Here is a 23475-nt window from a genome sequence, read left to right on the forward strand (position 1 = left end):
ATGGGCTGTTTTTGTGAAGGGGCCGTGGCGCGCACGGCCCTGGGGCTTTACCAGCGGTAATCCACCGTCAGCAGCACGCTGCGCGGCGCGCCGTAGGTCATGCGGTCGAAAAAGCCCACGTTGGCCCAGTACTTCTTGTCCAGCACGTTGTTCACGGCCAGGCGCGCGGCCAGTTGCGGGGTGAACTGGTAGCGCGCGCTCAGGTTCAGCAGTGCGTAGGCGTTCTGGCGCAATTGCTCGGGCGCGCCGGTGGCGGGGTTTTGCACGTCCTTGTAGATGCGGCCCTGCCAGTGCAGGCCGCCGCCGAGCGTGAGCTTGCTCCACGCGCCGTCCAGGCGGTATTGCGTGTGCAGCTTGAGCATGCGGCCGGGGCGGGTGGTGCCTACGCGCTCGCCGCTCGCGTCCTTGCTGCTGAACTGCGTCCAGCCCAGGCCCACGTCCCAGCCGGGGGCCAGGCGGCCGGCCAGCTCCAGCTCGTAGCCGCGCGTTTTCACGCCCTTGGCGGCGCGCCAGGCTTGCTCGCCGGCGCTGCCGGGCACGCGCAGGTTGCCGTCTTCCACGCCGAAGTTGTCTTGCGTGGTCTGAAACACGGCCAGGCTGCCGTTGAGCTGGCCGTCCAGCCATTCGGCCTTCAGGCCCGCTTCCAGGTTCTGGCCCTTGAGCGGGTCGAGGTAGCCGCCGTGGCGGTCGCGCTTTTTCTGCGGGTTGAAGATGCGCGTGGCGCTGGCGTAGGCCGAGTAGCTGTCATTGATGTCGTACACCGCGCCGATGTAGGGCGTCATCACCGCGCTGTGGCGCTGGTGGAAGGCGGGCTCGAAGGTGGTGTCCTCGCCCTGGCGCTCCCAGCTCGTCAGGCGAGCGCCGACGATGAGTTTGAGTGGCTCGGCCAGGTGCAGGCGCGTGGCGGCGTGGATGGCCCGCTGGCGCGTGGTTTCATCGCGCAGCGGCTCGGTGCCCTTGGTTGGATCGGGCGCGGGGTGCTGGCCATCGAAGCCCCAGATGTTGCCCAGCGGCAGGGGCTCGCCCGGCGTGGTGCGCGCGCCGGTGAGCTTTTGCCGGGCGCTGGAGATACCCGCCGTGATCTCATGCTGCCGCCCCCAGGCGTCAAAGCCGCCGTGAGCGCGCAGGCTCAGGTCGCTCTGGCGGCGCTTGGCGTCGTACTGGTTGCGCTCGGTCTCCAGCCCCAGACCGGTGGCGCGCTCGGGCAGGCCATCGGCCCACAGCAGCTTGGCGTTGGCCGTGTGGCGGCTGCCTTGCACGTCGGCCTCCAGCGTCCAGCGGCTATTGAGCTGGTGGCTGAGCTTGGCGAACACCGTGTTTTGCGAGGAATGCCACTGCGACCAGTTGGGCGCCAGACTGTAGCCGCGTGGCCAGTCGATGCGGCTGCCGTCGCTGTACCACGGGATCAGCCCGCCCCAGGAAATGCGCTGCGGGCGGTTGCGTTGCCAATCCGCGCCCACGGTCAGGCGGGTGGCGTCGGAAAGATCGGCCTCCACCGTGCCATAGAACAGGCTGCTGCTGAAATGCTCGCGGTCAATGAAGGTGTCGCGGCCGGTGGCCTGCGCCACCACGCGGGCGCGCAGGCTGCGGCTGGCATTGAGCGGGGCGGACACATCCACCATGCCGCTGCGGTGTTGCCAAGAGCCCAGCTCGCCGCGTACCTGGCCGGTGAACACGTCCGAATCGGCACGCTTGCGCACCAGGTTGATGCTGGCCGCTGGCTCGCCCGCGCCTGTCAGCAGGCCCGCCGCGCCGCGCACCACTTCCACCCGGTCGTACATGGCCAGGGCGCTGCGGGTTTCGCCCGAATCCCAGCCTTCCTCCCACGGCATGGAAATGCCGTCCAGCTGGATGTTGCGGATGACGAAACCGCGCGCGCTGAACTCCTCGCCGCGTCCGTCATACGGCGCGGTATAGACGCCTGGCGTGGCCGCCACGGCGTCGCTCAGGCTGCTCATGCCCTGCGCCTCGATGCGCTCGCGCGTGATGACGCTGACCGACTGCGGCGTCTGGCGCGGCGACAGCGCCAGGCCGGTGGCGCTGGCCATGGCGCGGGTGGTGAAGGAGCGCGTGCCCTCGGTGGTGCCGCTCAAGTCGGGCGCGGCGGTGACGGTGACGGCCGGTAGGGTTTGGGCGCTGGCGGGGGCGGCTGGCCGAGCCGGTGCTGCCGGCGCTTGGGCCTGCGCCGATGCGGGCGCAATGGCGTAGCTGCCATCGGCGCGGCGCACGGCATGCAGGCCAGTGCCACGCAACAGCTCGGCCAGGCCGCTGGCGGCATCAAAGCGGCCGTTCAGGCCAGGGCTTTGCCTACCTTGCACGAGTTGGCCGTCAGCGGCCAGGATCAGCCCGGCCTCGGCCCCGAAGCGCGCCAGCGCCGCGCCCAGCGGCCCGGCCGGTATTTGGTAGCTGCGCGCTGCACTTTGGGCCGTGCCAGGATGGGCTTGCGCCCAGCCCGTTTGCGGCCCGGCGGCCAGCAGCAGGCCGCTGGCCAGTGCAGCGGCCCAGGCCAGTGCATGCACGCGCGGCAGCACGGCGGGTAAAGCGCCAGCGGACAGGTAGCAAGGCGCCAGGGCAGTGGCCCGCGCACTGCGGGCTTGGAGGGGGCAGGGGTGTCGGTTCATAGGAAAAAGCCTCTTGTTTCGACCAATCAGAACACCGGGCATGCGCATTCGGCATCTGCCCGGACGAAGGGACGAGAGACCGGGTCCTGCCCTTGCGCCACGAGGGCGGCGGACTGGCTGGCTTGGCGGCTGGCTGGGGGAGGCGCGGAACGTGAGCGGCGCGTGTGCATCGCACCGCTGTCGTTGATCTGTCTCTCATTCGGTCAACCACGCCAGAGGGGGCAAACCGGAAGCCTGGGCCACACTTTGTTTGTAATTTTTTGCAACAAGGCGACCATGCATTGCCCAAGAGCGGTAGCGGTTGCTCAGCGCGGTGCGCGTAAATGCTCAGCGCGGCTGGATGCGAATCCACCACGGCAGCGGCTGGCTGACGCGCACGGGCAGGGCTGCCTGCAGCGCGTGCAGCGAGCGTGGCACATCACGCACATCGAAGCTGCCGAAAACGGTGCGCTGGGCCACGGCCTCATGCACGCTGATGTGGCCGCTCCAGTAGCGGCCCAGCTCATCGGCCAGGGCTTGCAAGGCCATGCCTTGCGCTTGCAGCGTGCCGCTGGCCCAGCTTTGCGCCAGCGGGTCGGCTGTGGCGATGTGCTGCACGCCCTGTGGCCCCAGGCGGGCCTGCTGCCCGGCGCGCAGGATGGGGGCGGGCGCAACGGCGGTGGCATCCGCTGGCGTTGCGCCAGGGGCCAGCAGCTGCACCGCGCCTTCGCTGACGCTGGCCAAAGTCTGAGCGTCGTCATCCAGCAAGCGGGCGGCAAAGCGCGTGCCCAGCGCGTGCAGGCGGCCGTGGGGGGTGTCGAGCACAAATGGCCGCGCGCGGGCTGAGGCCTGTGCCGGGGCGGCATCGGGCGCGGTGGCGATCAGCACTTCGCCGCGCAGCAGTTCGACGCGGCGCTCGGCCGGGCCGTAGCGCAGGTTGACGGCGCTGGCGGTGTTGAGCCACAGGCGGGAGCCATCGGGCAAGGTCAGGGCGCGGATTTGGCCGGTGGCCGTGCGTTCGTCGGCCTGCCAGGCCAGTACGGTTTGCGGCAGGCTGGTGTGGCGCCACAGCGCCCAGCCCAGGCTGCCGCTGCCAGCCATCAGGGCTAGGCCCAGCAGAGTGCGGCGGCGCGCCAGGCGGCGTTGGGCGCTCAGCAGGTGCTCGGCCAGCGTGGGCGGGTGGGCGCTGGCGCGCAGCTGGGCCAAGTCTTGCCCCACGGCCTCGGCATAGGCCCAGGCGCGGCGGTGCTCGGCGTTGGCGGCCAGCCAGTCCTGCCAGCGTTGGCGATCCGCTGCGCTGGCCTGGCCCGATTGCAACAGGGCAAACCATTGGGCGGCCTGCTCCATCGCCGCCGGGCAGGGCGGCGCGGCGGCATTGGCAGGGGGCAGGTCGCGGGCGTTCATGGGCTGTGCCAGCGGCGGCGGTGTGGGCGCTCAAACGCCCGGCCACAGCCCCTGGGCGTGGTAGCGGGCTTTGAGTTGCATGCAGGCGAGCACGCCGCGCGCGACGTGCTTGCGCACGGTGCGGGTGGACAGGCCCAGCGCCTGGGCGGCCTCCTGCTCGCTCATGCCGTGCACGCAGGCCAGGATGAAGGCGGGCGCGCCCCGGCCCGGCAGGCTGAGGATGGCGCTGCCGATTTCACGCAAGGTTTCGAGCACGATGGCCTGTTGCTCGGGTGAGGGCGCCAGCGCGGGCGGCTGGGCGGCCAGGGCGTCGAGCCAGGCCTGCTCCAGCGCGCGGCGGCGCCAGAGATTGGCGCACAGGTCGCTGGCAATCTTGCCCAGGTAGGCGCGGGCCTGGGCCGGGCCTTCGAGGGCGGGCGGCTCGCTCTTGCGCAGCAGGCGAACGAACACGTCTTGCGCCAGGTCGGCGGCGTCGCCGTCATGGCCCAGCCGCAGGCGCAGCCAGTTTTGCAGCCAGCGCTGGTGCTGCTGGTAGAGCAGGGCCACGGCCTGGCCGCCGCAGCCGGGCGGCAGGGGGCAGGCTGCGGCGGTGGCGGGCACAGCAGTCATGCGTGGGCGGGGCTGGAAGTGGGCAGTGCGAACAGCGCTGCCAAGCCATGGGGTGCACGGCTTGGCCGCTTCAAGCCGTGCAGGCTCAGGCCAACTTCTCCGCCACCCAGCCCTGCACGCTGTGCAGCGCAGCGGGCAGGGCGGTGGCGTCGGTGCCGCCGGCCATGGCCATGTCGGGCTTGCCGCCGCCTTTGCCGCCCACTTGTTGGGCGACGAAGTTGACGAGCTCGCCGGCCTTGAGCTGGCCCACGCTGTCCTTGGTCACGCCTGCAGCCAGTTGCACCTTGCCGCCGTCCACAGCGGCGAGCACGATGGCGGCGCTCTTGAGTTTGTCCTTGAGCTTGTCCAGCGTGTCGCGCAGGGTTTTGGCGTCAGCACCGTCGAGCTGGGCGGCCAGCACTTTCAAGCCGCCCACGTCGATGGCCTGGGCGGCCAGCTCGTCGCCTTGGGATGAGGCAAGCTTGCCCTTGAGGGCGGCGATTTCCTTTTCCAGCGCCTTGGCATGTTCGAGCTGCTGCTCCAGCTTGGCTTGCAGCTCGTGCACGGGGGCCTTGAGGGTGCGGGCGGCCTGGGCCACGGTGGTTTCGAGCTGCTGCACATAGGCCAGCGCCTTGGCGCCAGTGATGGCTTCCACGCGGCGCACGCCAGCGGCCACGCCGCCTTCCATGACGAGCTTGAACAGGCCGATTTCCCCGGCGCGCTGCACGTGCGTGCCGCCGCAGAGTTCGCGGCTCTCGCCAATATCGACCACGCGCACCACGTCGCCGTATTTCTCGCCAAACAGCATCATGGCGCCGCTGGCTTTGGCATCTTCAATGCCCATTTCGCGGATGACGGTGGGCGCATCGGCCACGATTTCGGCGTTGACCAATTGCTCGATGCGGTGCAATTGCTCTTGCGTGACGGGGGCGTTTTGCACGAAATCGAAGCGGGTTTTGTCCTCATCGACCAGCGAGCCTTTTTGCTGCACGTGCTCGCCCAGGGTTTCGCGCAAGGCCTTGTGCATCAGGTGCGTCACGCTGTGGTTGCGTGTGGTGGCGGCGCGCAGCTCGGCATTGACCGCGGCCTGCACCGCATCGCCCACCTTGAGGTTGCCGCTTTGCAGCACGCCGTGCTGGCCGAACACGTCGGCCTTGATTTTTTGCGTGTCCTGCACATCAAACACCGCGCCGCTGGCGGTGGTGATTTGGCCGCGATCGCCCACCTGGCCGCCGCTTTCGGCGTAGAAGGGCGTGGTGTCGAGCACGACCACGCCGTGCTGCCCGGCTTGCAGTTGCTGCACGGGCGCGCCGTCGGCATAGAGCGCGAGCACGGTGGCGCTTTCATTCATGCTGGTATAGCCGGTGAAGCGGCTGGGCACGCCGTCGTAGGCGAGCTGCTTGTCCATCTTGAACTTGCCGGCGGCGCGGGCCGTGTCTTTCTGGTGCTGCATGGCGGCGTCGAAGCCGGCCACGTCCACCGTCACGCCGCGCTCGCGGCACACGTCCTGCGTGAGGTCGAGCGGAAAGCCGTAGGCATCATGTAATTTAAAAACATCTTTACCTGGAAGGATAAGTGATTTCTGTTCGTTGAATTTAATGATTGAGATAAGCTCATGTAAAGGGAAGTTTTTATTGAAAATACCCTCTATTTTTTGGCGATGTGAGAGATATTCTAAATGATTTGCATAAATTTTTGCAATCAATGGCAAGAAACCCTCTTTAACTCCCTTTTCCGTTAGTGCAACAATAATAAATTCCTCTCCATCTACTATGATTTTTCCAATTCTCTGCTCATCAAAAAAATCTGAGGAGTTTTTTTCTTTTAGGCGTTTTTTGAACAATTCAAAGTCAATAATTTCCTCGAAGAATCGCAACCCAGTTCCCAGTGTCTCCAAGAATCGGATTTCTTCAACCTTGAGCGCTTCGGTGATGCGTGCTTCCTGCTCGGCCAGGCGCGGGTAGGCCGCGCCCATTTGCTGCACCAGGTCGCGCACCAGCTTGTGGAAGAAGGGCTTTTTCTGCCCCAGCTTGTAGCCGTGGCGGATGGCGCGGCGGATGATGCGGCGCTGCACATAGCCGCGGCCTTCGTTGCTTGGAATCACGCCGTCGCTGACCAGAAACGCGGTGGCGCGGATGTGGTCGGCAATCACCTTGAGCGAAGGGTTGTCCAGATCGGTGCAGCCGGTTTCACGCGCGGCCGCCTTGATGAGCGCCTGGAACAAATCAATCTCGTAATTGCTGTGCACGCCTTGCAGGATGGCGGCCAGGCGCTCCAGGCCCATGCCGGTATCGACGCAAGGCGCGGGCAGGCGGGTGACGCTGCCATCCTCGTGCATCTCGAACTGCATGAACACATGGTTCCAGATTTCGATGAAGCGGTCGCCGTCTTCATCGGGGCTGCCTGGAGGGCCGCCGGGGATGTGCGGGCCGTGGTCGTAAAAGATTTCCGAGCAGGGGCCGCAGGGGCCGGTATCGGCCATCATCCAGAAGTTGTCGCTCTTGTATTTGCCGCCCTTGTTGTCGCCGATGCGGATCACGCGCTCGGGCGGCAGGCCGATGACTTGCGTCCAGATGTCGTAGGCCTCGTCGTCCTCGTGATAGACGGTGGCCAAGAGCTTTTCGGGCGGCAGACCATAGACCTTGGTCAACAGCTCCCAGCCCCAGAGGATGGATTCCTTCTTGAAGTAGTCGCCAAAGCTCCAGTTGCCCAACATCTCGAAGAAGGTGTGGTGGCGCGCGGTGTAGCCCACGTTTTCCAGATCGTTGTGTTTGCCGCCGGCGCGCAGGCTGGCCTGCACGCTGGTGGCGCGCACGTAGGGGCGCTTGTCAGTGCCCAGGAACACGTCCTTGAACTGCACCATGCCGCTGTTGGTGAACATCAGCGTGGGGTCATTGGCAGGCACGAGCGAGGACGAGGGCACGATGGTGTGGCCCTTGGCGGCGAAGAAGTCCAGAAAGCTCTGGCGGATTTCGGCGACGGAGGTGGGGGTGGAGGGTTTGTCGGTGGTCATGGTGTGAAAAGCAAGCGCGGCCCCAGGGCCGGCGCGGTCGGTGTCATGCAAGCCGTTTCATGCAAGCAGTTGATAGCGCAGCCCGCTGAAGCGGGCGAAATCCTTGTCGAAAGTCAGCACCTCGGCCTGGTGCTCGATGGCCAGTGCGGCGATGTGGGCTTCGCTCGCGAGGTTGCCCGCCGTGCCGGCCGAGAGCAGCAGGCGGCCAAAGATGCCCGCGTGCAGCGGCCCAGGCTCCAGCACGCGGGTGCGCGGATGGGCCAGCCATTCATCGACCACGCCCAGCGCATCGGCCACGTCCAGCGGCGCAGGCAGGATGCCGCGCTTGGTGGACAGGCGCACAAAGCCGATCAGCACCACCCAGACCAGCGCCATGCCGCGCGTGTCCAGCATCGCGGCCTCCAGCGCCTGCTTGGCCTGTGCGTGCTGGGGGCTGTCGGCATGAACGGCGTTGAGCAGCACATTGGTGTCAGGAAGCAGCATGGCGCTCCTGGTATGCCTGCTCGATGCGGCGCATTTTTTCGATCAGCTCCTCGTCCTCCAGCTCGCCAGCGAGCTGGTTGGCCTTGGTCAGATCCACCAGCGGCACGCCGGTGTGGAAGGTGCGCTGCACGAAGGGCGGCGCCTCGGGCGCGGCAGCCTGCGCCGGGGCGTGCAGCGGCACCAGCTTGGCCACGGGCTTGTTGTGGCGGGTGATGATGACTTCCTCGCCCCGCTCGGCGCGGGCGACGTATTCGCTCAGGTGGGTCTTGGCCTCGAACAGGCCAACGGCGGCGGTCATGGCAAAGCTCCTGAAGACTGGTTGAATCGACCAGATTTTAGCCTGTGGCGCCCAGGGCATGCCTGTACGAGTCCGGTTACCCCAGGCCCACAGTGTGCGTTGCGCGGCCCCAGCAGCCAGCCCCAGCTTGTGCGCAGCGCCTGTGGGCAGGTGCAAGATTGGCCTGCTTTGCCGCGCACTCTATCTATAATGCGCGCCGTGCTGGCCGCTGCCACGGCGGCCAGATCGCTTTGGGCCCAAGCCGGGCCGTAAACCACAAAGCGCAATTCTTTGCCGCCCGCGCAGGGCGGCTCATGCGGGCGTCGTTCAATGGTAGGACCTGAGCTTCCCAAGCTCAAGACGTGGGTTCGATTCCCATCGCCCGCTCCATTTCCCCACATTTCTCATCTTCCCCCAGGACATTTAGAAGGGGGCATGGGCTTGATCGGCGCAAGGCATGCTTCCAGCAGCAGTGTTGCGCCGATCAACAGGCTGCTGGCCATGAATATCCCCAGCCCTTGAAGAAGGTGACCGCCCAGAGCCGTCAATGCCGCCACCGCCAGTGCGGCCAAATACACGGGGATCACAAGAGTTGCTGCAGTAGTTCAAAAGCCGTGCTGTGGGTGATGCTCACAGAGCTCCGGCAGTGTCCGCACACGAAGGGCCGGTGGCGGCTGTGCAGCAAGATGTGCTTTAGCGGGATCCCTGGGTGTTGGCAAGCACGGGCAGCGGCGTTGCATGGCGGGTTGATGGCTGCGGTGTCAGCGCGCTTCAACCCAAATGCGGCCCCAGCTTGCCGGTGAGCTCGAACATGCCGATGCGGTCCTGGCCGAGCACGGCGCGCAGTTTGTCGTCGGCGACGATGGTGCGCTTGTCCTGCGGGTCTTGCAGGTTGTGGGCCTTGATGTAGTCCCAGAGTTTTTTCAGCGCCTCGGGGCGGGAGACGGGCTCGGGGCCGATGAGGGCGGCCAGGGCAGGGCTGGGGGGCTTGCCTGCGGCGGTTTTGCGCGGGGTTTTGGTTGCCGCTTTTTTGGCCGTGGTTTTTGCAGCGGCGGCCTTGGTCGCGGTTTTTGCGGCGGCTCTTAAGCCCGTTTTGGCCGCTGCGCCGCCGCCCTTGCCGCCTTCGCGCGGCTCGAAGGCGAAGCCGACTTTGCCGGCGGCGGCGTCCCACACCAGGCGGGCTTTGAAGGGGCGGCGCGTGCGGTTGGAGATGAATTTGTCCAGCACGTCGGTTTGGCCCTCATGCAGCAGCTTGCGCATTTGTTCGGGCTCGATGGGCTGTTGCAGGATGATCTTGCCGACTTTGAAGCGGCTGCTGGGCTTGGGGTTTTGCGCCGTGGGCACGGCCAGTTCGCTGACGTATTGGTTGCCCCATTCATAGACCTGGCCTGCGTCGGCAGGCGAGGGGCCCAGGGGCTGCTGGCCGCTGAAGTCGGCCAGTTCGCCGTCGGCTTCGTCCTGGGCGTCGTTGCCGAAGTCGAATTCCAGCTTGAGGGTGTTGCGCTCGGTGTCGGGCACCAGGGCCAGTTCGGCGGTGAAGGGCCAGCCCGCCTTGGAGCGAAAGCCCTCCAGCGGGCCGATGCGGCGCTCGCGCAGCAGTTGCTCGGCTTCGGCCAGCTCGAAGGTGCGCCCGCCGGGTGATTTGCCAAAGGAGAAGCCGCAGCCTTCGCCCTGGCCGCCTGCGCCATTGCCTTTGCCGGTGCAGGCGAAGCGGCGGTAGTTTTCCTTGACCACGCCGCCGCAGTGCGGGCAGGGCGCGGCGAGGGTGGCGTAGTCGCCGGGGATGGTGTCGCGGTCGTATTCCTTGGCTTTTTTGACGATGCGCTCGGTCATGGCGGCGATGTCGGCCATGAATTGGGCGCGCGAGAGTTCGCCTTTTTCGATCTGGCTGAGTTTGTATTCCCAATCGCCGGTGAGTTCGGCGCGCGAGAGTTCCTGCACTTGCAGGCCGCGCAGCAGGGTCATGAGCTGGAAGGCTTTGGCGGTGGGGATGAGTTCGCGCCCTTCGCGCAGCATGTATTTCTCGGTCAGCAGGCCTTCGATGATGGCCGCGCGCGTGGCGGGCGTGCCCAGGCCTTTTTCCTGCATGGCGGCGCGCAGTTCTTCGTCCTCGACCTGCTTGCCCGCACTTTCCATGGCCGAGAGCAGCGTGGCTTCGCTGTAGCGCGCGGGGGGCTTGGTTTTGAGGGCTTTGATGTCGGCTTCGTCGACGCGCACGGTCTCGCCCGGTTGCACGGGCACGAGGGATTTGCTCTCGCCGCCTTTGCCTTCGTCCTTGCCGTCTTTTTTGCCTTCTGCGCCCAGCTCGCTGTCGGCCTCTTTGCCGTAGATGGCCAGCCAGCCGGGGTTGACCAGCACGCGGCCTTCGGATTTGAAGTGCTGCGCAGGCTCGGGCAGCGCGGGGGTGGCCACTGTGCTGATGCGGGTGGTCACCAGGTATTCGGCGCTGGGGTAGAACACGGCCATGAAGCGGCGCGCCACCAGATCGTAGATTTTCTGCTCGGCTTCGGACAGGCCCGAGGGCGGCTGCGTGGTGGGGATGATGGCGAAGTGGTCGCTGACCTTGCTGTCGTCAAAGATGCGGCGGCTGGGCTTGACGTAGCCTTGCTCCAGCGCATGCGCGGCGTGCGGCGCCAGGTGCGAGAGGCGACTGCCGGCCAGCGCCTGGAAGGTGTCGCGCGCCACGTTCAGGTAGTCCTGCGGCAGGTAGCGCGAGTCGGTACGCGGGTAGGTCAGCGCCTTGTGGCGCTCGTACAGGGCCTGGGCCAGCGCCAGCGTGGTCTTGGCCGAGAAGCCGAACTTGCCGTTGGCCTCGCGTTGCAGGCTGGTGAGGTCAAACAGCAGCGGGCTGGCCTGGGTGGTGGGCTTGCTTTGCTCCTGCACCGTGGCGCTTTGGCCGCGCACGGCATCGGCGATGGCGCGTGCGCGGGCTTCGTCCCACAGGCGGTCGGCGCGGGCGTGCTCGTCGGCGCTTTTCTTGAATTGCGGGTCGAACCATTTGCCCAGGTAGTGCCCGGCCTGAGCGGCGAAGTCGCCGTGGATTTCCCAATAGTCGCGGCTGATGAATTTGCGGATTTGCTCCTCGCGCTCGACCACCAGCGACAGCGTGGGCGTTTGCACCCGGCCCACGGTGGTGAGGAAGAAGCCGCCATCGCGCGAGTTGAAGGCCGTCATGGCGCGCGTGCCGTTGATGCCCACCAGCCAATCGGCCTCGGAGCGGCTGCGCGCCGCATCGGCCAGGCCGCGCATTTGCGCGTCGCTGCGCAGGTTCTGAAAGCCCTCGCGGATCGCCTGCGGCGTCATCGATTGCAGCCACAGGCGCTGCACCGGCTTGCCCAGGCTTTGGCGCTGCCCGCCCTTGACGGGGCCGGCGTATTGCTCGATGAGGCGAAAGATCAGCTCGCCCTCGCGGCCCGCGTCGCAGGCGTTGATCAGCTCGGTGACGTCGGCGCGCTTGGCCAGGCGGGTGACGGCGTTCAGGCGCGCCTTGGTCTTTTCCACCGGCTTGAGGTCAAAGTGCGGCGGAATCACCGGCAGGTGGGCAAAGCTCCACTTGCCGCGCTTGACGTCGTACTCCTCGGGCGCCTGGATTTCCACCAGATGGCCCACGGCGCTGGTGACGATGTAGCGATCGTTCTCGAAATAGTCCTCGTGCTTGGCAAAAGCGCCCGCCACCGGGGTGAGGGCGCGCACGATGTCTTGGGCGACGGAAGGTTTCTCGGCAATGACCAGGGACTTGGACATCTGGGGCTTTGGTATCGGTGGGCAGGCAGTGCGGGTCAGAGGGCGACGGCGCGCATGAGAGGCGAGCGCGGCATGCAGCATAAGTATGGCGGCATGGAGCTTAGGCGGGTGTTGAGATGGGGTCTGCGAAGCGGCTTTTGACCGAAAACACCGCCACGACACTCAATGTCAACAACCCCTAGGATCTGTGCCTTGGCTGGCACCAGCCCAGCCCCTCTACAATCGCGCGTCGGAGTCGGCGGGCAATGGCTGCGGCGTAGCGCCCATGGCGGGCAGCCAAGCCGGCAATGCTGCTGCATCGCCCGATCTTTTTTATACGGTAACAGAGTTTTTACGCACCATGGCCCAATCCGCGCCAGGCCCGGCGCCCCATGCCCCACAGGCGCGCGCGCCGCGCCGCGCCCGTGCTGACGTTGCAGCCGCTGCCAGTGCTGCGGCCGCCGCTGGCGCGCCCCGCCACAGCGGGCGCAAAACTCAGGTGCGCCGCTCGGGCATTCATGGCAAGGGCGTGTACGCGCTGCGCGATCTGGAGCCGGGCGAGCGCATCCTCGAATACAAGGGCGAGCGCATCAGCTGGCGCGAAGCCCAGCGCCGCCATGCGCGCAAGGATGGCGACCCCTGCCACACTTTTTACTTCCAGACCGAGCAAGGCCCGGTCATCGACGGCGGCGTGCAGGGCAACTCGGCGCGCTGGATCAACCACTCCTGCGAGCCCAACTGCGAGACCGAGGAGGACGAGCAGGGTCGGGTGTTCATCGTCGCCATCGTGCCCATCGAGGCCGGGCAGGAACTGTTCTACGACTACGCGTTGGAGATCGACGAGCCGCTCACGGCCGAGCTGAAGAAAGACTACGCCTGCCTGTGCGGCAGCGCCCAGTGCCGGGGCACGCTGCTCAAGACGCGCCGCCCGCGCGCAAAGGCAAAGCCCAAGCCGCAGCCGCAGCGCCGCAGCACGGAGGCCAGCGCATGAGCCAGAGCAGCCCCGCCTCTGCCGCGGCCACGCCAGCTGTTGCATTGCGCGACTGGGATGCCCGCAGCTTGGCCCATGCCCGCAACGTGGCCCAGGCCGCTTGGCCGGGTCTGCAGCTGCAGTGGTTGCCCAGCATCGATTCCACCAATTCCGAACTGATGCGCCGCGCTGCGCAAGGCCAACACACACCTTGCGTGCTGGTGGCCGGGCAGCAAACTGCTGGGCGCGGTCGCATGGGCAAGCGCTGGCACACCCCGCAGGATGGGGCGCAGGCCGGCGCTGCGCTGACCTTCAGCCTGGGCCTGCCGTTGGCGCCGCGCGATTGGTCGGGCCTGTCGCTGGCCGTGGGCATTGCCGTGGTCTCGGCCTTGAGCGATTGGGCGCGCCAAAACGGCGCGCCGCCAGCGCCACAACTGCGCCTGGGCTTGAAGTGGCCCAACGACGTCTGGCTGCTCGATGCCGCTGGCCAGGGTAGCAAGATGGCAGGCATTCTGATTGAAACCGCCGCCCAGGCTGGCGGCGCTGCGTCTGGCGCGACGACTGTGCCTGGCGCGCGCTACGCCGTGATCGGCATCGGCCTGAATCTGCAGGCGCCGCCCGTGCCAGAGGCCGCCGTGCCCCCCGTGGGCGTGGCGCAATGGCTGCCTGGGCTGGGCCCGATTGCGCATGGCCCGGCGCTGCTGTGCCAGCTGCTGCCGGCGCTGCTGGCGGCGGTGCAGCAATTCAACCAGCAGGGCTTTGGCGCTTTCTGGCAGGCCTTTGCCGCCTGGGACTTGCTGGCCGGGCGGCAGGTGGCGCTCAGCGATGGCCGCAGCGGCACTTGCTTGGGTGTGAGCGCCACCGGCGAACTGCTGCTCGATTGCCAGGGCCAGGTGCTCGAAGTGGGCAGCGGCGAAGTCAGCGTGCGCCCCGTGCCGGCACAGGCTCAAGGCCTGTCTGCGCCCCCCGTTTCCAATCCCACTGACACCCCGGGCCGGCCCTGTGCTGGCCGCTGAGACCATGTTGCGCGCATTGATCGTTTTTTTGCTTGTGGCCAACCTGACCTACTTTGGCTGGGCGCAACTCCATCGGCCCAAGCCTGTGGCAGAGGATGGCGTCGCCGGGCCCGCCGCCACAGTCCGGGCCGATGCGGTGGCGTTGCTGCAGGCGCCGCCGCCGAAGAAGCCTGCCGTTGAACCTCAACCGGCGCCGGCCCTGACCGTGGCCCAGGCTGAGCCGCAGCCCGCCGCTGCCGAGCCTGCAGCGCAGGCAGATGCTCCTGCGCAGACCCCTGAGCCGCCCGCCGAGCCCGCCCAGGAAAAGCCGCCAGAAAAACCACCAGAGCGGCCTCAGGACAAACCAGCCGAGCCCCCGCCGCCCAAGCAATGCATGGCGCTGGGGCCGTTCAGCAGTGAGCAGCTTGAGCCTGTGCGCGGCGTGCTGGCGCGCTGGCCGCAAAGTTATTGGCGGCTGACGCAAAGCACGCAAAGCGGGCGCTGGATGGTGTTCTGGGGCGGCGTCAATGATGAGCTGGTGCTCAGCGCGCGCCGCAGTGAGCTGCAGAACAAGGGTGTCTCTTACGAGCGACTGCGCAGCACCTCTGCCGGGCCTGGCTTCTCGCTGGGGCGTTTTTCCACCGAGGGCGCCGCCGAGCAGCAAAAGCGCAATCTGGAGCAGCGCGGCATCGGCGGCACGCAGGTGCTGGTCGAGCGCCAGCCGGCCACGGTCTACACCATCGAGTTCCCGGACTACAACGCCATCCGGGAAGTTGTGCGCCGCGACATGGGACGTCACATGGGCGGCCGCAGCCTGCAGCCCTGCTGATGGCCGGCGCAGCTGCCGCAGCTGATGACGCGGACGAAAAAAACGGCTGGTGGAGTCACATCCACCAGCCGTTGGCATATGGGCAATTGTGGGCCGATTGCGCTGCCGGGCGACGGGCCGCCGCGAGCGCTGGGCCTTATTTGTGGCCTTGGCCTGCGGCGGGGCTGAGGCCATAGACCGTGATGGCATGGTCGTGGATGGTCCAGCCACGTTCGGCGGCGATTTTCTTCAGACGCTTTTCGATCTCGGCATCGTAGAACTCTTCCACCTTGCCGGTGGCGGTGCAGACCATGTGGTCGTGCGGCTGGCCTTCATTGAGCTCATAGACGGCCTTGCCACTCTCGAAATTGCGGCGATCGAGAATGCCGGCCTGCTCGAACTGGGTCAGCACGCGGTACACCGTGGCCAGGCCAATGTCCGAGCGTTCGTCCAACAAGACCCGATATACATCCTCAGCGGTCATGTGACGCTCTTTGGCCTTTTGAAAGATCTCCAAAATCTTCAGGCGTGGCAGGGTGGCCTTGAGGCCTGTGCTTTTGAGTTCTTCGATGTTGTTGGTCATGGTTTGTCCATCCTCAAGAGGGCAGCGGTTGTTGAGCCCGGGTTTGCGAAGCGGTTTTTTCGAGGCAAAAGCCGCAGATGCAAGGCGAAAATGTGCGCAAGGTCGTATGCCCTGCAAGGCATTTTCAACGCAGCTGTTGCTGCAGTTTTGACCGAAAACACCGCCGCAACACTAATCTCAACAACCCCTGGGCAAGGTCTGTATGAATCCACAGAGACATACGGCGCTGCGATTCGTGCAGAGCCTTCCCAGGCGGCCCAATCTGGCTGCATGCACTGCCGCTATACAATGCGCCGATCATAACTTTTTATCGCGGCGATGACCCGAGCAATGTACCAAAGTCCCCCCCTCCCGCTGCCGCTGCGCGCCCTGCTGCTGGGTGTGCTGATGGCCGTGGCATTGGGCGGCTGCGGCAGCATCAACCGCACCAGCCACCGCATGGTGGAGGCGATCACACCCTACCGCATCGAGGTGGTTCAGGGCAACTTCGTCTCACGCGAGCAGGTGCAGGCGCTGCGCCCGGGCATGTCGCGCGAGCAGGTGCGCGACATTCTGGGCTCGCCATTGCTGGCCAGTGTGTTCCACGCCGACCGCTGGGATTACGTGTTCAGCATCAAGCGCCGGGGCCTGGCGTTTGAGGAAAAAAAGCTGACGGTGTTCTTCAGCGGTTTTGTGCTCGAGCGCGTCGAGGGCGATGAGATGCCCAGTGAGAACGAGTTTGTTGCCATGCTGGCCCAGGGCAACCGCAAGCCGCGCGTGCCCAAGCTGGAGGCAACGCCCGAGCAACTCGAACGCTATGCCCCCAAGCGCCCGGCAGCCGCTGAGCAGGCCGATGCGGCGCAAAGCGCCGACGATGGAGCACAAGGCGCTGGCGATGCGAAGCCGCAACCCCGGCCGCGCGGCAGCTACCCCGCCCTGGAGCAATAAACAGAGAACAGAGGCAAAAGGCGCCTGCTGACCCTGGCCTGCCTTTGGCAGGCCGCTTTCATTCCTCTTTGCTGTCCCGACTTTTCAATGTTTGCTGAACAAGCTCTTCACATTGCCGTTGCCGGCGCCGGTGGGCGCATGGGCCAGATGCTGATTGATGCCATCGTGCGCGATGGGCGGCACCGCCTCAGCGGCGCATTCGATCGCCCGGGCAGCGCTGGCATCGGCCAAGATGCAGGCGCCTTTGCAGGCCATGCCACCGGCGTGCGCATCACCGACAGCGTGGCCGAGGGCCTGCAGGGCGCTGATGTGCTGATCGATTTCACCCGTCCAGAGGGCACGCTGACGCACCTGGCCGAATGCGATGCCCGTGGTGTCAAAACGGTGATCGGCACCACGGGCTTCGATGCGGCGCAGAAGGCCCAGCTGGCGCAGTACGCCAGCCGCCATGCGATGGTGTTCTCGCCCAACATGAGCGTGGGCGTGAACGTGACCTTCAAGCTGCTGGAGATGGCCGCCAGGGCGCTGGCCACGGGCTACGACATCGAGATCATTGAGGCGCACCACCGCCACAAGGTCGATGCTCCCAGCGGCACGGCGCTGAAGATGGGCGAGGTCGTGGCCCAGGCGCTGGGGCGCGAGCTGGCCGATTGCGCCGTCTATGCGCGCGAGGGCCACACCGGCGAGCGCGATCCGTCCAGCATCGGCTTTGCCACGGTGCGCGGCGGCGACATCGTGGGCGAGCACACGGTGCTGTTTGCCGGCACGGGCGAGCGCATCGAGATCAGCCACCGCGCCACCAGCCGCGCCGGCTATGCACAAGGCAGCCTGCGGGCGGCCGAGTTCCTGGCCACACGGCAGACGGGCTTGTTCGACATGTTCGACGTGCTAGGTCTGCGCTGAGCGCAGGCGATCAGCGCAGATCATCAGACGCGCTGCGGCGCTGCATCCAGCAGGGCCTGCGCCATTTCCGCAAAGCCGGCGCCGCGCTCGCGCTCGGCCACGTACTGCGGCAAATGCTTGAGCTGCGGGGCAAAGCGGGCGATGTTGGCCACGCCCACGGAGTGCTTGAAGTGCTCGAACATGCGCTCATCATTGGTGGAGTCGCCCACGTAGACCCATTGATCGAGTTCGTCTTGCAGGCTGCGCTGCAGCAGCGTGTGCACGATCCAGTTGGCCCCTTGCCACTTGTTGTGCTCGCCATACCAGCCATTGATGTGGATGGAGCTGACCGTGGCCTGCATGCCGGCCTGGCGCATGCAGGCCACGACTTGGGCGATTTCGGCCGCATCAAGCTGGTGATGCTCGCTGTGGTCGATGGCGATGTCGCACTCGCGCCCGGCTGAGTCGCTGGCCAGCCGCGCGCGCGGCACCTGCTGCAGGATGTGCTGGGCCACGGTCTGCATCTTCTGGTAGTTGGCCTCGCGCTGTGCCTGTGGCTGCTGGTAAAGGCGCGCGGGCGGGGCATCGCCGGCCTGACGCACGAAGGCCATGGCGCCGTTCTCGGCCACGATGGCATCCACTGGCCAGTGCGCCGCGTAAGGCTCGCACCAGCCGGCGGGCCGGCCGGTGATCGCGATGAGGCGGTAGCCGTGGGCGTGCAGCGCATGCAGGGCGTGCAGCGCGGCGGGCACGATGTGGCCATCGGCGGTGAGCGTGTCGTCGATGTCGGTCATGACGCCGCGAATGCCGTGGCGCGCCGGTTGCGGCCAATCGGCCAGCGGGCGCATGGCGGCTGCGCCAGCCGTTGTTGGGTCGCCTTGCATCACGCTTGCCATGGGAAGATCTTGCCGGGGTTGAGGATGTTCTTCGGATCCAGTGCCTGCTTGATGCTGCGCATCACGGCCACGGCGCCGGCGCCAGTCTCCTCGCTCAGAAAGTCCATCTTGTGGATGCCAATGCCGTGCTCGCCGGTGCAGGTGCCATCCATGGACAGGGCGCGCGCCACCAGCTTGTGGTTCAGGGCTTCGCCACGGGCGCGCTCCTCGGGGTCGTTGGGGTCGATCAGGTAGCCGAAGTGGAAGTTGCCATCGCCCACGTGGCCGACCAGGAAGTAGCGCATGCCCGATTCCTGGGCCTCTTGCACGGAGGCCAGCAGGCAATCGGCCAGGCGACTGATGGGCACGCAGGCATCGGTGGTGATGACGCGGCAGCCAGGGCGCGATTGCACGCCTGCGAAATAGGCGTTGTGCCGCGCAGTCCACAGCCGGGTGCGTTCTTCGGGCGTGTTGGCCCATTCGAAGGCCTGGCCGCCATATTCCTGAGCGATCTCCTGCACCGTCTGCGCCTGCTCCTGCACGCTGCCGGGCGAGCCGTGGAATTCCATCAACAGCATGGGCTCTTCGCGCAATGTCAGCTTGCTGTGCTGGTTGACCAGGGCCACGGTAGGGCCGTCGAGCAGCTCCACGCGCGCGATCGGCACGCCCAGCTGGATGGTGCTGATGACGGTGCGCACGGCCTGCTCGATGCCCGGGAAGGAGCAGATGGCGGCGGAGACCGCCTCGGGCAGTGGGTAGAGCTTGAGCGTGACCTCGGTGAAGATGCCCAGCGTGCCTTCGCTGCCGACGAACAGCCGCGTGAGGTCGTATCCGGCGCTGGACTTCTTGGCGCGCGTGCCGGTGCGGATGATCTCGCCGTTGGCCAGCACCACCTCCAGCGCCAGCACGTTTTCGCGCAGCGTGCCGTAACGCACCGCATTCGTGCCCGAGGCGCGCGTGGCGGCCATGCCGCCGATGCTGGCGTCGGCGCCGGGGTCGATCGGGAAGAACAGCCCGGTGTGCTTGATGGCCTCGTTGAGCTGCTTGCGTGTGATGCCTGGCTGCACGGTGACGGTCAGGTCCTCGGCGTCGATCGAGACGATCTGGTTCATGCGGCTCACATCGATACTGATGCCGCCCTGCACGGCCAGCAAATGGCCTTCCAGCGAAGAGCCTGCGCCATAGGCGATCACGGGCGTGTCGTGCGCATGGGCCAGACGCACGGCATCGGCCACGTCCTGGCGGCTTTGTGCGAACACCACCGCATCGGGCGGCGGCGCCTGGATCGAGCCTTCGTCACGGCCGTGCTGTTCGCGCACGGCGCTGGCCGTGCTCAATTGCTCGCCAAAGCGCTGGCGCAGGGCATCGAGCAAAGCGGCGCTGACATTGCGCGCGGCCGGGGTGTCGTGATGGGGTGTCAGGTTGCTGTTCATGGGCGTAGGGGCATGCGCTGGCGGGGGAACGTCGTCTTGTGGACAGTGCGGCCGCTCTGGGTCGCGAGGGCGCGATGGTAAATCAGCCTTCGCCCGTTGCCAGGGCGATGATGGCATTTGGTGGGACAATGGCGCGCCGCTTGGGACGCCTGTGGGAACTTTCGCTGCGCGGTCTGATTCACAGGCATCGCTGATTGATGCATCCCCATGCCGCCCTATCAAGGGCGGTCGATCCCACCCCGTTTTGATTTGTCCATTGAATGAGGAGCCACAAGGTGTCCATGAATCGCCGTGATTTTTCCCTGACCACCGCACTGCTGGGCACAGCCGGCGCGCTGGGCAGCCTGCCTGCCTGGGCGCAGCAGGCCAAGACGCCGCCCCAGGAGGGCAAGGACTACGTGAAGCTGGGCACGCCGGTGAATCTGGACACCCCCCCGGGCAAGGTGGAAGTGCTGGAGTTCTTCTGGTATTCCTGCCCGCACTGCTTCACCTTCGAGCCCATGTTCGCCAACTGGGTCAAGGCCCAGCCCGAGCACGTATTGGTGCGCCGCGTACCCATTGCCTTCCAGCAAAACGGTAACTTCGTGCCGCAGCAAAAGCTGTTCTACGCCCTGGAGGGCATGAAGCTGCTGGACAAGCTGCACGTGGCGGTGTTTGGCGCCATCCAGAACGAACGCCGCCGCCTGACTTCCGATGAGGCCGTGTTTGAATGGGTCAAAGCGCAATCGGGCGTCGATCTGGAGGAGTTCAAGAAGCTCTACGGCTCCTTCTCGGTGGCCAGCGCCGTGCGCCGCGCCACGCAGCTGCAAAACGACTTTGGCGTGCAAGGTGTGCCCTCGCTGGGCGTGGCTGGCAAGTACTACACCGATGGCACCATGTCCAGCAGCCTGCCGCGCGCGCTGGAAGTGGTCGACTATCTGGTTGAGCAGGAGCGCAAGCAGATGGGCTGATGCCCGACAAAAAAGCGGCTGCCGAATCTGGCCGCCGCCAATGCCAAGAGCCTGTGCGCAATCGCCTTCATGGAGATCGCGCACAGGCTCTTGGTGCTTCGTGGCCCTGAGGGTTTGTCTTTTGATGGAAGTCCTCGCGCCGCGCTGATCTGACTGAGCATCGGATGGGCGGCGGCGATTGCTATTCACGAGAACTTTGCGGGCTGGCTCTGAGCAGCGCGGCGACCTTGGCCTTGGGCTTGATGTTGGCCGAGCGGCGATGGCCGCCAGCGGGCTTGGCGCTGGGCTCCCAGGCTGGGCGCGCATCGCCTTCGGGCGGCAGATAGGGCGTGTCGAACAGCGGGTCCTGCGGCGCGGCGGGCCTGCTGCCGTGGCGGGCCGGGCGGTCCTCACGGGCTTCGCGCGCGCTGCGGCGCTCCAGCGCTTCGTCGCGGCGGTTGCGCCGTTCGCTGCGCTCCATGCCGCGCGGCAGCGGCAGCGGCTCGGCGCTGATTTTCTTGCCGATGAGCTTGCCGATCTCGGCCAGCTGGCGATCCTGCTCGGGCGTGACCAGCGTCATGGCCAGGCCCGAGGCGCCGCCGCGGCCCGTGCGGCCGATGCGGTGCACGTAGTCCTCGGCGTGGAAGGGCACGTCGAAGTTGAACACCGCCGGCACGTTCTTGATGTCCAACCCGCGTGCGGCCACGTCGGTGCAAACCAGCAGATCGACCTCGCCGGCCTTGAAGGCGTCCAGCGCCTTGAGGCGCTCGTCCTGGCTCTTGTCGCCATGCAGGGCGGCGGTGCGCACGCCGTCTCGCTCCAGCGCGCGCGCCAGGCGGGCGCAGCCCAGGCGGCTGTTGACGAACACGAAGGCCTGCTGCTTGCCGTTCTCACGGAACAGGTGCAGCAGTGCGCGGCGTTTGTCGGCTTCGGCCAGGTGGAAGAATTGCTGTTCGATGCTCGAAGCCGTGGCATTGGGGCGCGCGACCTCAATCAGCACCGGGTTTTGCAGGTAGCTCTCGGCCAGGCGTTTGATTTCTGGTGAGAAAGTGGCCGAGAAGAGCAAGGTGGTGCGCTTGGCCGGCAGGTGCGAGAGGATGCGCTGCAGATCGGGCAGAAAGCCGATGTCCAGCATGCGGTCGGCCTCGTCGAGCACCACGTACTCGACCTGGCCCAGCGAGACCGAGCGCGCCTCCAGATGGTCCAGCAGGCGCCCGGGGGTGGCCACGAGGATTTCCACGCCTTTTTTCAGCTCGGCCACCTGGGGCTTCATGTCCATGCCGCCGAAGACCACGGCGCTGCGCAGCTGGGTGTGCTGGGCAAACTGGGCGATCTGGCTGGCCACCTGGTCGGCCAGCTCGCGCGTGGGCAGAAGCACCAGCGCCCGGGTCGGGTGGCGCGCGGGCGAGGCCGAGCTGTTCTCATGCCGCAGCATGCGCTGCAGCAGCGGCAGCGAAAAGGCGGCGGTTTTGCCGGTGCCGGTCTGCGCCGCGCCCATGACGTCCTGGCCGGCCAGCACCACGGGGATGGCCTGCTCCTGGATCGGCGTCATGTCCTGGTAGCCCATCTGCGCGATGGCGCGCTGAATCGGCTCGGCCAGCATCAGGGTGGAAAAAGGTTTGCTCATGGGTGCAGTGTCAGGGCGCGGTGGCAGGCCGCGCTGCAATCGAAACGGCCAATTATCGGCCAACTGCCTGCCAGGGCAGGTCTGCGCGAATCCAGAGGCCTTTGCAGCAGCCTTTCAGAGATCCATCCGTGGGCTTATCCCATGGCCCAGCGTGCGCTGGTGGCGTGTGCGTGCCTGCCCCAGCCAGGGGGATCTCACTGCCAGCGCCCGTGCAGGTCCAGCAACTCGTGCCTGGCCAGCACATGCCCCGCTTGTGCGGCCTGCTTGAGCAACTCCATGGCCTGCGGTATGTTCACGCGCACGCCACTGTGGCCATTGATCAGGCGCTGCGCCTGCAGATAGTGCATTTCCACACGGGCATCGGCATCGGTGGCTGCGGCCTGCTCCAGATCGGCCAGCAGGGCGTCGGCCTCCTCATTGCGGCCCAGCCGGTACAGCGCACGGGCATATAGGCTGCGGGCCATGCCAATGTCCAGCTGCGCAGCCTTGGCCAATGTCTGCAGGTATTTTTCGCCATCCTGGCCCTTGTTGGGCTGCTGGTAGCTGCTGGCCAGGGCCAGCAAAGCCTGGGGCAGGCCCAGGTCGATGGCCTGCTGGTAATGCTGGCGGGACTGGGCCAGGTGCTCCTGGGCTTGCGGTTTGTCATGCGCCTCCAGGAATTGGTGGCTGTGCCAGCGGCCCTGCAGCACATGGGCCAGCGCCGGGGCCTTGGCCTGCAGGGCCTGGTGGTGCTCCTGCAGGGCAGGCCATGGCACTGGCTGCAGCTCGTGGAGCTGCATGAGCGCCAGTCCGTAGTGCCCGGCCAGATAGCCCGCATCGGCGGCGCGGCGGTATTGCTGGCGCGCGCCGCTGGCCAGGGCCTTGAGCTGCCATGCCTTGGCCATGTCACGGCGCGATGCGCCCTGGCCTTTGTGGTTGAACAGGTTTTGCAGCTCGTACTCCTGCAATTGCAGGAAGTAGGCATTGCCCAGCTGGTAGGCATAGCGCGCCTGCTTCGGGTGCTTTTCGATGGCCTTGAGGCAGGCGGCGATCGTGTCCTGCAGTTCCCGCCCGGCTGTGAACGTCCGGGGCTTGACCTCGGGCGGGCGCTGCGGGTCCAGTGGCGAGGCGGTGGTGTCGCACAGCTGCTCCGCGCTGGCCGCGCTGGTCGGGCTCTGGGCCATGGCCCAGCTGGCAGCGCCCAGCAATGCCCCTGTGGCCAATGCTCGGGTCAATACCTGGGGCCATGCCCTGGTCAGCGTGTGTTGCAGACCAGGCGCTGGGTGAAGAGGGGAATGCGGCATGTGGAAGCTCCTTTGTGTTGGCCCAAGCCAGGTCGGCAGCGGCCCAAGGCCGCAGATGCCGGGGCATTATCGCCA

At 66.5% G+C, this 23475-nt stretch carries 18 protein-coding genes and 1 tRNA gene; 7 read left to right on the forward strand and 12 right to left on the reverse strand.

The window, feature by feature from the left end:
- Positions 1-47: 47 nt before the first annotated feature.
- From CLI93_RS06225 to CLI93_RS15350, 6 genes are all read right to left on the reverse strand, one after another.
- Complete coding sequence (locus CLI93_RS06225; protein WP_172425529.1) at positions 48-2621, reverse strand: TonB-dependent siderophore receptor; 2574 nt, start codon at positions 2619-2621, stop codon at positions 48-50.
- Positions 2622-2948: 327 nt separating this feature from the next.
- A complete protein-coding gene (locus CLI93_RS06230; protein ID WP_095542086.1) occupies positions 2949-4004 on the reverse strand; it encodes a FecR domain-containing protein in 1056 nt (351 codons plus the stop codon).
- Positions 4005-4034: 30 nt separating this feature from the next.
- Positions 4035-4613 carry a sigma-70 family RNA polymerase sigma factor gene (locus CLI93_RS06235; RefSeq protein WP_095542087.1) on the reverse strand — a complete coding sequence of 193 codons (579 nt, stop codon included), beginning with the start codon at positions 4611-4613 and terminating at the stop codon, positions 4035-4037.
- Positions 4614-4698: 85 nt separating this feature from the next.
- Positions 4699-7605, reverse strand: a complete 2907-nt coding sequence (gene alaS, locus CLI93_RS06240) for an alanine--tRNA ligase (RefSeq protein WP_095542088.1) — start codon at positions 7603-7605, stop codon at positions 4699-4701.
- 57 nt (positions 7606-7662) lie between these two features.
- Positions 7663-8088 (reverse strand): TA system VapC family ribonuclease toxin, encoded by a 426-nt coding sequence (locus CLI93_RS06245; RefSeq protein WP_095542089.1) that lies wholly within the window; start codon positions 8086-8088, stop codon positions 7663-7665.
- Positions 8075-8386, reverse strand: coding sequence for a type II toxin-antitoxin system Phd/YefM family antitoxin (locus CLI93_RS15350; RefSeq protein ID WP_095542090.1), 312 nt, complete (start codon positions 8384-8386; stop codon positions 8075-8077). The genes CLI93_RS06245 and CLI93_RS15350 overlap by 14 nt, the downstream gene beginning before the upstream one ends.
- Before the next feature lie 295 nt (positions 8387-8681).
- Between CLI93_RS15350 and CLI93_RS06255 the strand changes: the two genes are divergently transcribed.
- Positions 8682-8755, forward strand: a tRNA-Gly gene (locus tag CLI93_RS06255).
- 381 nt (positions 8756-9136) lie between these two features.
- Here CLI93_RS06255 and CLI93_RS06260 read toward each other — a convergent pair.
- Positions 9137-12109, reverse strand: coding sequence for a DNA topoisomerase III (locus tag CLI93_RS06260; protein WP_095995900.1), 2973 nt, complete (start codon positions 12107-12109; stop codon positions 9137-9139).
- Positions 12110-12449: 340 nt separating this feature from the next.
- Between CLI93_RS06260 and CLI93_RS06265 the strand changes: the two genes are divergently transcribed.
- The 3 genes from CLI93_RS06265 to CLI93_RS06275 are packed head-to-tail and all read left to right on the forward strand — an operon-like array spanning position 12450 to position 14882.
- Positions 12450-13079, forward strand: coding sequence for an SET domain-containing protein (locus CLI93_RS06265; RefSeq protein ID WP_095542092.1), 630 nt, complete (start codon positions 12450-12452; stop codon positions 13077-13079).
- Positions 13076-14074: a biotin--[acetyl-CoA-carboxylase] ligase gene (locus CLI93_RS06270; RefSeq protein WP_238945774.1), complete on the forward strand. Its 999-nt coding sequence runs from the start codon at positions 13076-13078 to the stop codon at positions 14072-14074. The genes CLI93_RS06265 and CLI93_RS06270 overlap by 4 nt, the downstream gene beginning before the upstream one ends.
- Positions 14075-14078: 4 nt before the next feature.
- A complete protein-coding gene (locus CLI93_RS06275; RefSeq protein WP_143326365.1) occupies positions 14079-14882 on the forward strand; it encodes a hypothetical protein in 804 nt (267 codons plus the stop codon).
- A gap of 136 nt (positions 14883-15018) precedes the next feature.
- Here the strand turns inward: CLI93_RS06275 and fur are convergent, their stop codons facing one another.
- Positions 15019-15444: a ferric iron uptake transcriptional regulator gene (gene fur, locus CLI93_RS06280; protein WP_095540029.1), complete on the reverse strand. Its 426-nt coding sequence runs from the start codon at positions 15442-15444 to the stop codon at positions 15019-15021.
- Positions 15445-15774: 330 nt separating this feature from the next.
- Here fur and CLI93_RS06285 point away from each other — a divergent pair, with 330 nt between their 5' ends.
- Positions 15775-16371, forward strand: coding sequence for an outer membrane protein assembly factor BamE (locus CLI93_RS06285; protein WP_172424248.1), 597 nt, complete (start codon positions 15775-15777; stop codon positions 16369-16371).
- An 87-nt stretch (positions 16372-16458) separates the two neighbouring features.
- Complete coding sequence (dapB, locus tag CLI93_RS06290; protein ID WP_095542094.1) at positions 16459-17274, forward strand: 4-hydroxy-tetrahydrodipicolinate reductase; 816 nt, start codon at positions 16459-16461, stop codon at positions 17272-17274.
- Between the two features lie 23 nt (positions 17275-17297).
- On the opposite strand, the gene CLI93_RS06295 is transcribed toward dapB, so the two are convergent.
- Positions 17298-18101 (reverse strand): HAD family hydrolase, encoded by an 804-nt coding sequence (locus tag CLI93_RS06295; RefSeq protein ID WP_095542176.1) that lies wholly within the window; start codon positions 18099-18101, stop codon positions 17298-17300.
- A 35-nt stretch (positions 18102-18136) separates the two neighbouring features.
- Positions 18137-19561, reverse strand: coding sequence for an FAD-binding oxidoreductase (locus CLI93_RS06300; RefSeq protein WP_095542095.1), 1425 nt, complete (start codon positions 19559-19561; stop codon positions 18137-18139).
- Between the two features lie 281 nt (positions 19562-19842).
- Between CLI93_RS06300 and CLI93_RS06305 the strand changes: the two genes are divergently transcribed.
- Complete coding sequence (locus CLI93_RS06305; RefSeq protein WP_095542096.1) at positions 19843-20511, forward strand: thiol:disulfide interchange protein DsbA/DsbL; 669 nt, start codon at positions 19843-19845, stop codon at positions 20509-20511.
- 181 nt (positions 20512-20692) lie between these two features.
- Here the strand turns inward: CLI93_RS06305 and CLI93_RS06310 are convergent, their stop codons facing one another.
- Both CLI93_RS06310 and CLI93_RS06315 read right to left on the reverse strand, forming a co-directional pair.
- A complete protein-coding gene (locus CLI93_RS06310) occupies positions 20693-22117 on the reverse strand; it encodes a DEAD/DEAH box helicase (RefSeq protein ID WP_095542097.1) in 1425 nt (474 codons plus the stop codon).
- Between the two features lie 194 nt (positions 22118-22311).
- Positions 22312-23400, reverse strand: a complete 1089-nt coding sequence (locus CLI93_RS06315) for a tetratricopeptide repeat protein (protein WP_143326366.1) — start codon at positions 23398-23400, stop codon at positions 22312-22314.
- Positions 23401-23475 lie beyond the last annotated feature (75 nt).

Origin of the sequence: Vandammella animalimorsus, from assembly GCF_002288875.1 — a bacterium.
GTDB classification, from domain to species: Bacteria; Pseudomonadota; Gammaproteobacteria; order Burkholderiales; family Burkholderiaceae_C; genus Lampropedia; species Lampropedia animalimorsus.

Excerpts from the sequence above, each read along its gene's own strand:
- CLI93_RS06225 (WP_172425529.1), bottom strand. The coding sequence starts at position 2,621 with ATGAACCGACACCCCTGCCCCCTCCAAGCCCGCAGTGCGCGGGCCACT.
- CLI93_RS06245 (WP_095542089.1), bottom strand. The coding sequence starts at position 8,088 with ATGCTGCTTCCTGACACCAATGTGCTGCTCAACGCCGTTCATGCCGAC.
- CLI93_RS06260 (WP_095995900.1), bottom strand. The coding sequence starts at position 12,109 with ATGTCCAAGTCCCTGGTCATTGCCGAGAAACCTTCCGTCGCCCAAGAC.
- CLI93_RS06265 (WP_095542092.1), top strand. The coding sequence starts at position 12,450 with ATGGCCCAATCCGCGCCAGGCCCGGCGCCCCATGCCCCACAGGCGCGC.
- fur (WP_095540029.1), bottom strand. The coding sequence starts at position 15,444 with ATGACCAACAACATCGAAGAACTCAAAAGCACAGGCCTCAAGGCCACC.
- CLI93_RS06270 (WP_238945774.1), top strand. The coding sequence starts at position 13,076 with ATGAGCCAGAGCAGCCCCGCCTCTGCCGCGGCCACGCCAGCTGTTGCA.
- CLI93_RS06315 (WP_143326366.1), bottom strand. The coding sequence starts at position 23,400 with ATGCCGCATTCCCCTCTTCACCCAGCGCCTGGTCTGCAACACACGCTG.
- CLI93_RS06235 (WP_095542087.1), bottom strand. The coding sequence starts at position 4,613 with ATGACTGCTGTGCCCGCCACCGCCGCAGCCTGCCCCCTGCCGCCCGGC.
- CLI93_RS06285 (WP_172424248.1), top strand. The coding sequence starts at position 15,775 with ATGTACCAAAGTCCCCCCCTCCCGCTGCCGCTGCGCGCCCTGCTGCTG.
- CLI93_RS06310 (WP_095542097.1), bottom strand. The coding sequence starts at position 22,117 with ATGAGCAAACCTTTTTCCACCCTGATGCTGGCCGAGCCGATTCAGCGC.
- alaS (WP_095542088.1), bottom strand. The coding sequence starts at position 7,605 with ATGACCACCGACAAACCCTCCACCCCCACCTCCGTCGCCGAAATCCGC.
- CLI93_RS06305 (WP_095542096.1), top strand. The coding sequence starts at position 19,843 with ATGAATCGCCGTGATTTTTCCCTGACCACCGCACTGCTGGGCACAGCC.
- CLI93_RS15350 (WP_095542090.1), bottom strand. The coding sequence starts at position 8,386 with ATGACCGCCGCCGTTGGCCTGTTCGAGGCCAAGACCCACCTGAGCGAA.
- dapB (WP_095542094.1), top strand. The coding sequence starts at position 16,459 with ATGTTTGCTGAACAAGCTCTTCACATTGCCGTTGCCGGCGCCGGTGGG.
- CLI93_RS06300 (WP_095542095.1), bottom strand. The coding sequence starts at position 19,561 with ATGAACAGCAACCTGACACCCCATCACGACACCCCGGCCGCGCGCAAT.
- CLI93_RS06230 (WP_095542086.1), bottom strand. The coding sequence starts at position 4,004 with ATGAACGCCCGCGACCTGCCCCCTGCCAATGCCGCCGCGCCGCCCTGC.
- CLI93_RS06295 (WP_095542176.1), bottom strand. The coding sequence starts at position 18,101 with ATGCGCCCGCTGGCCGATTGGCCGCAACCGGCGCGCCACGGCATTCGC.
- CLI93_RS06275 (WP_143326365.1), top strand. The coding sequence starts at position 14,079 with ATGTTGCGCGCATTGATCGTTTTTTTGCTTGTGGCCAACCTGACCTAC.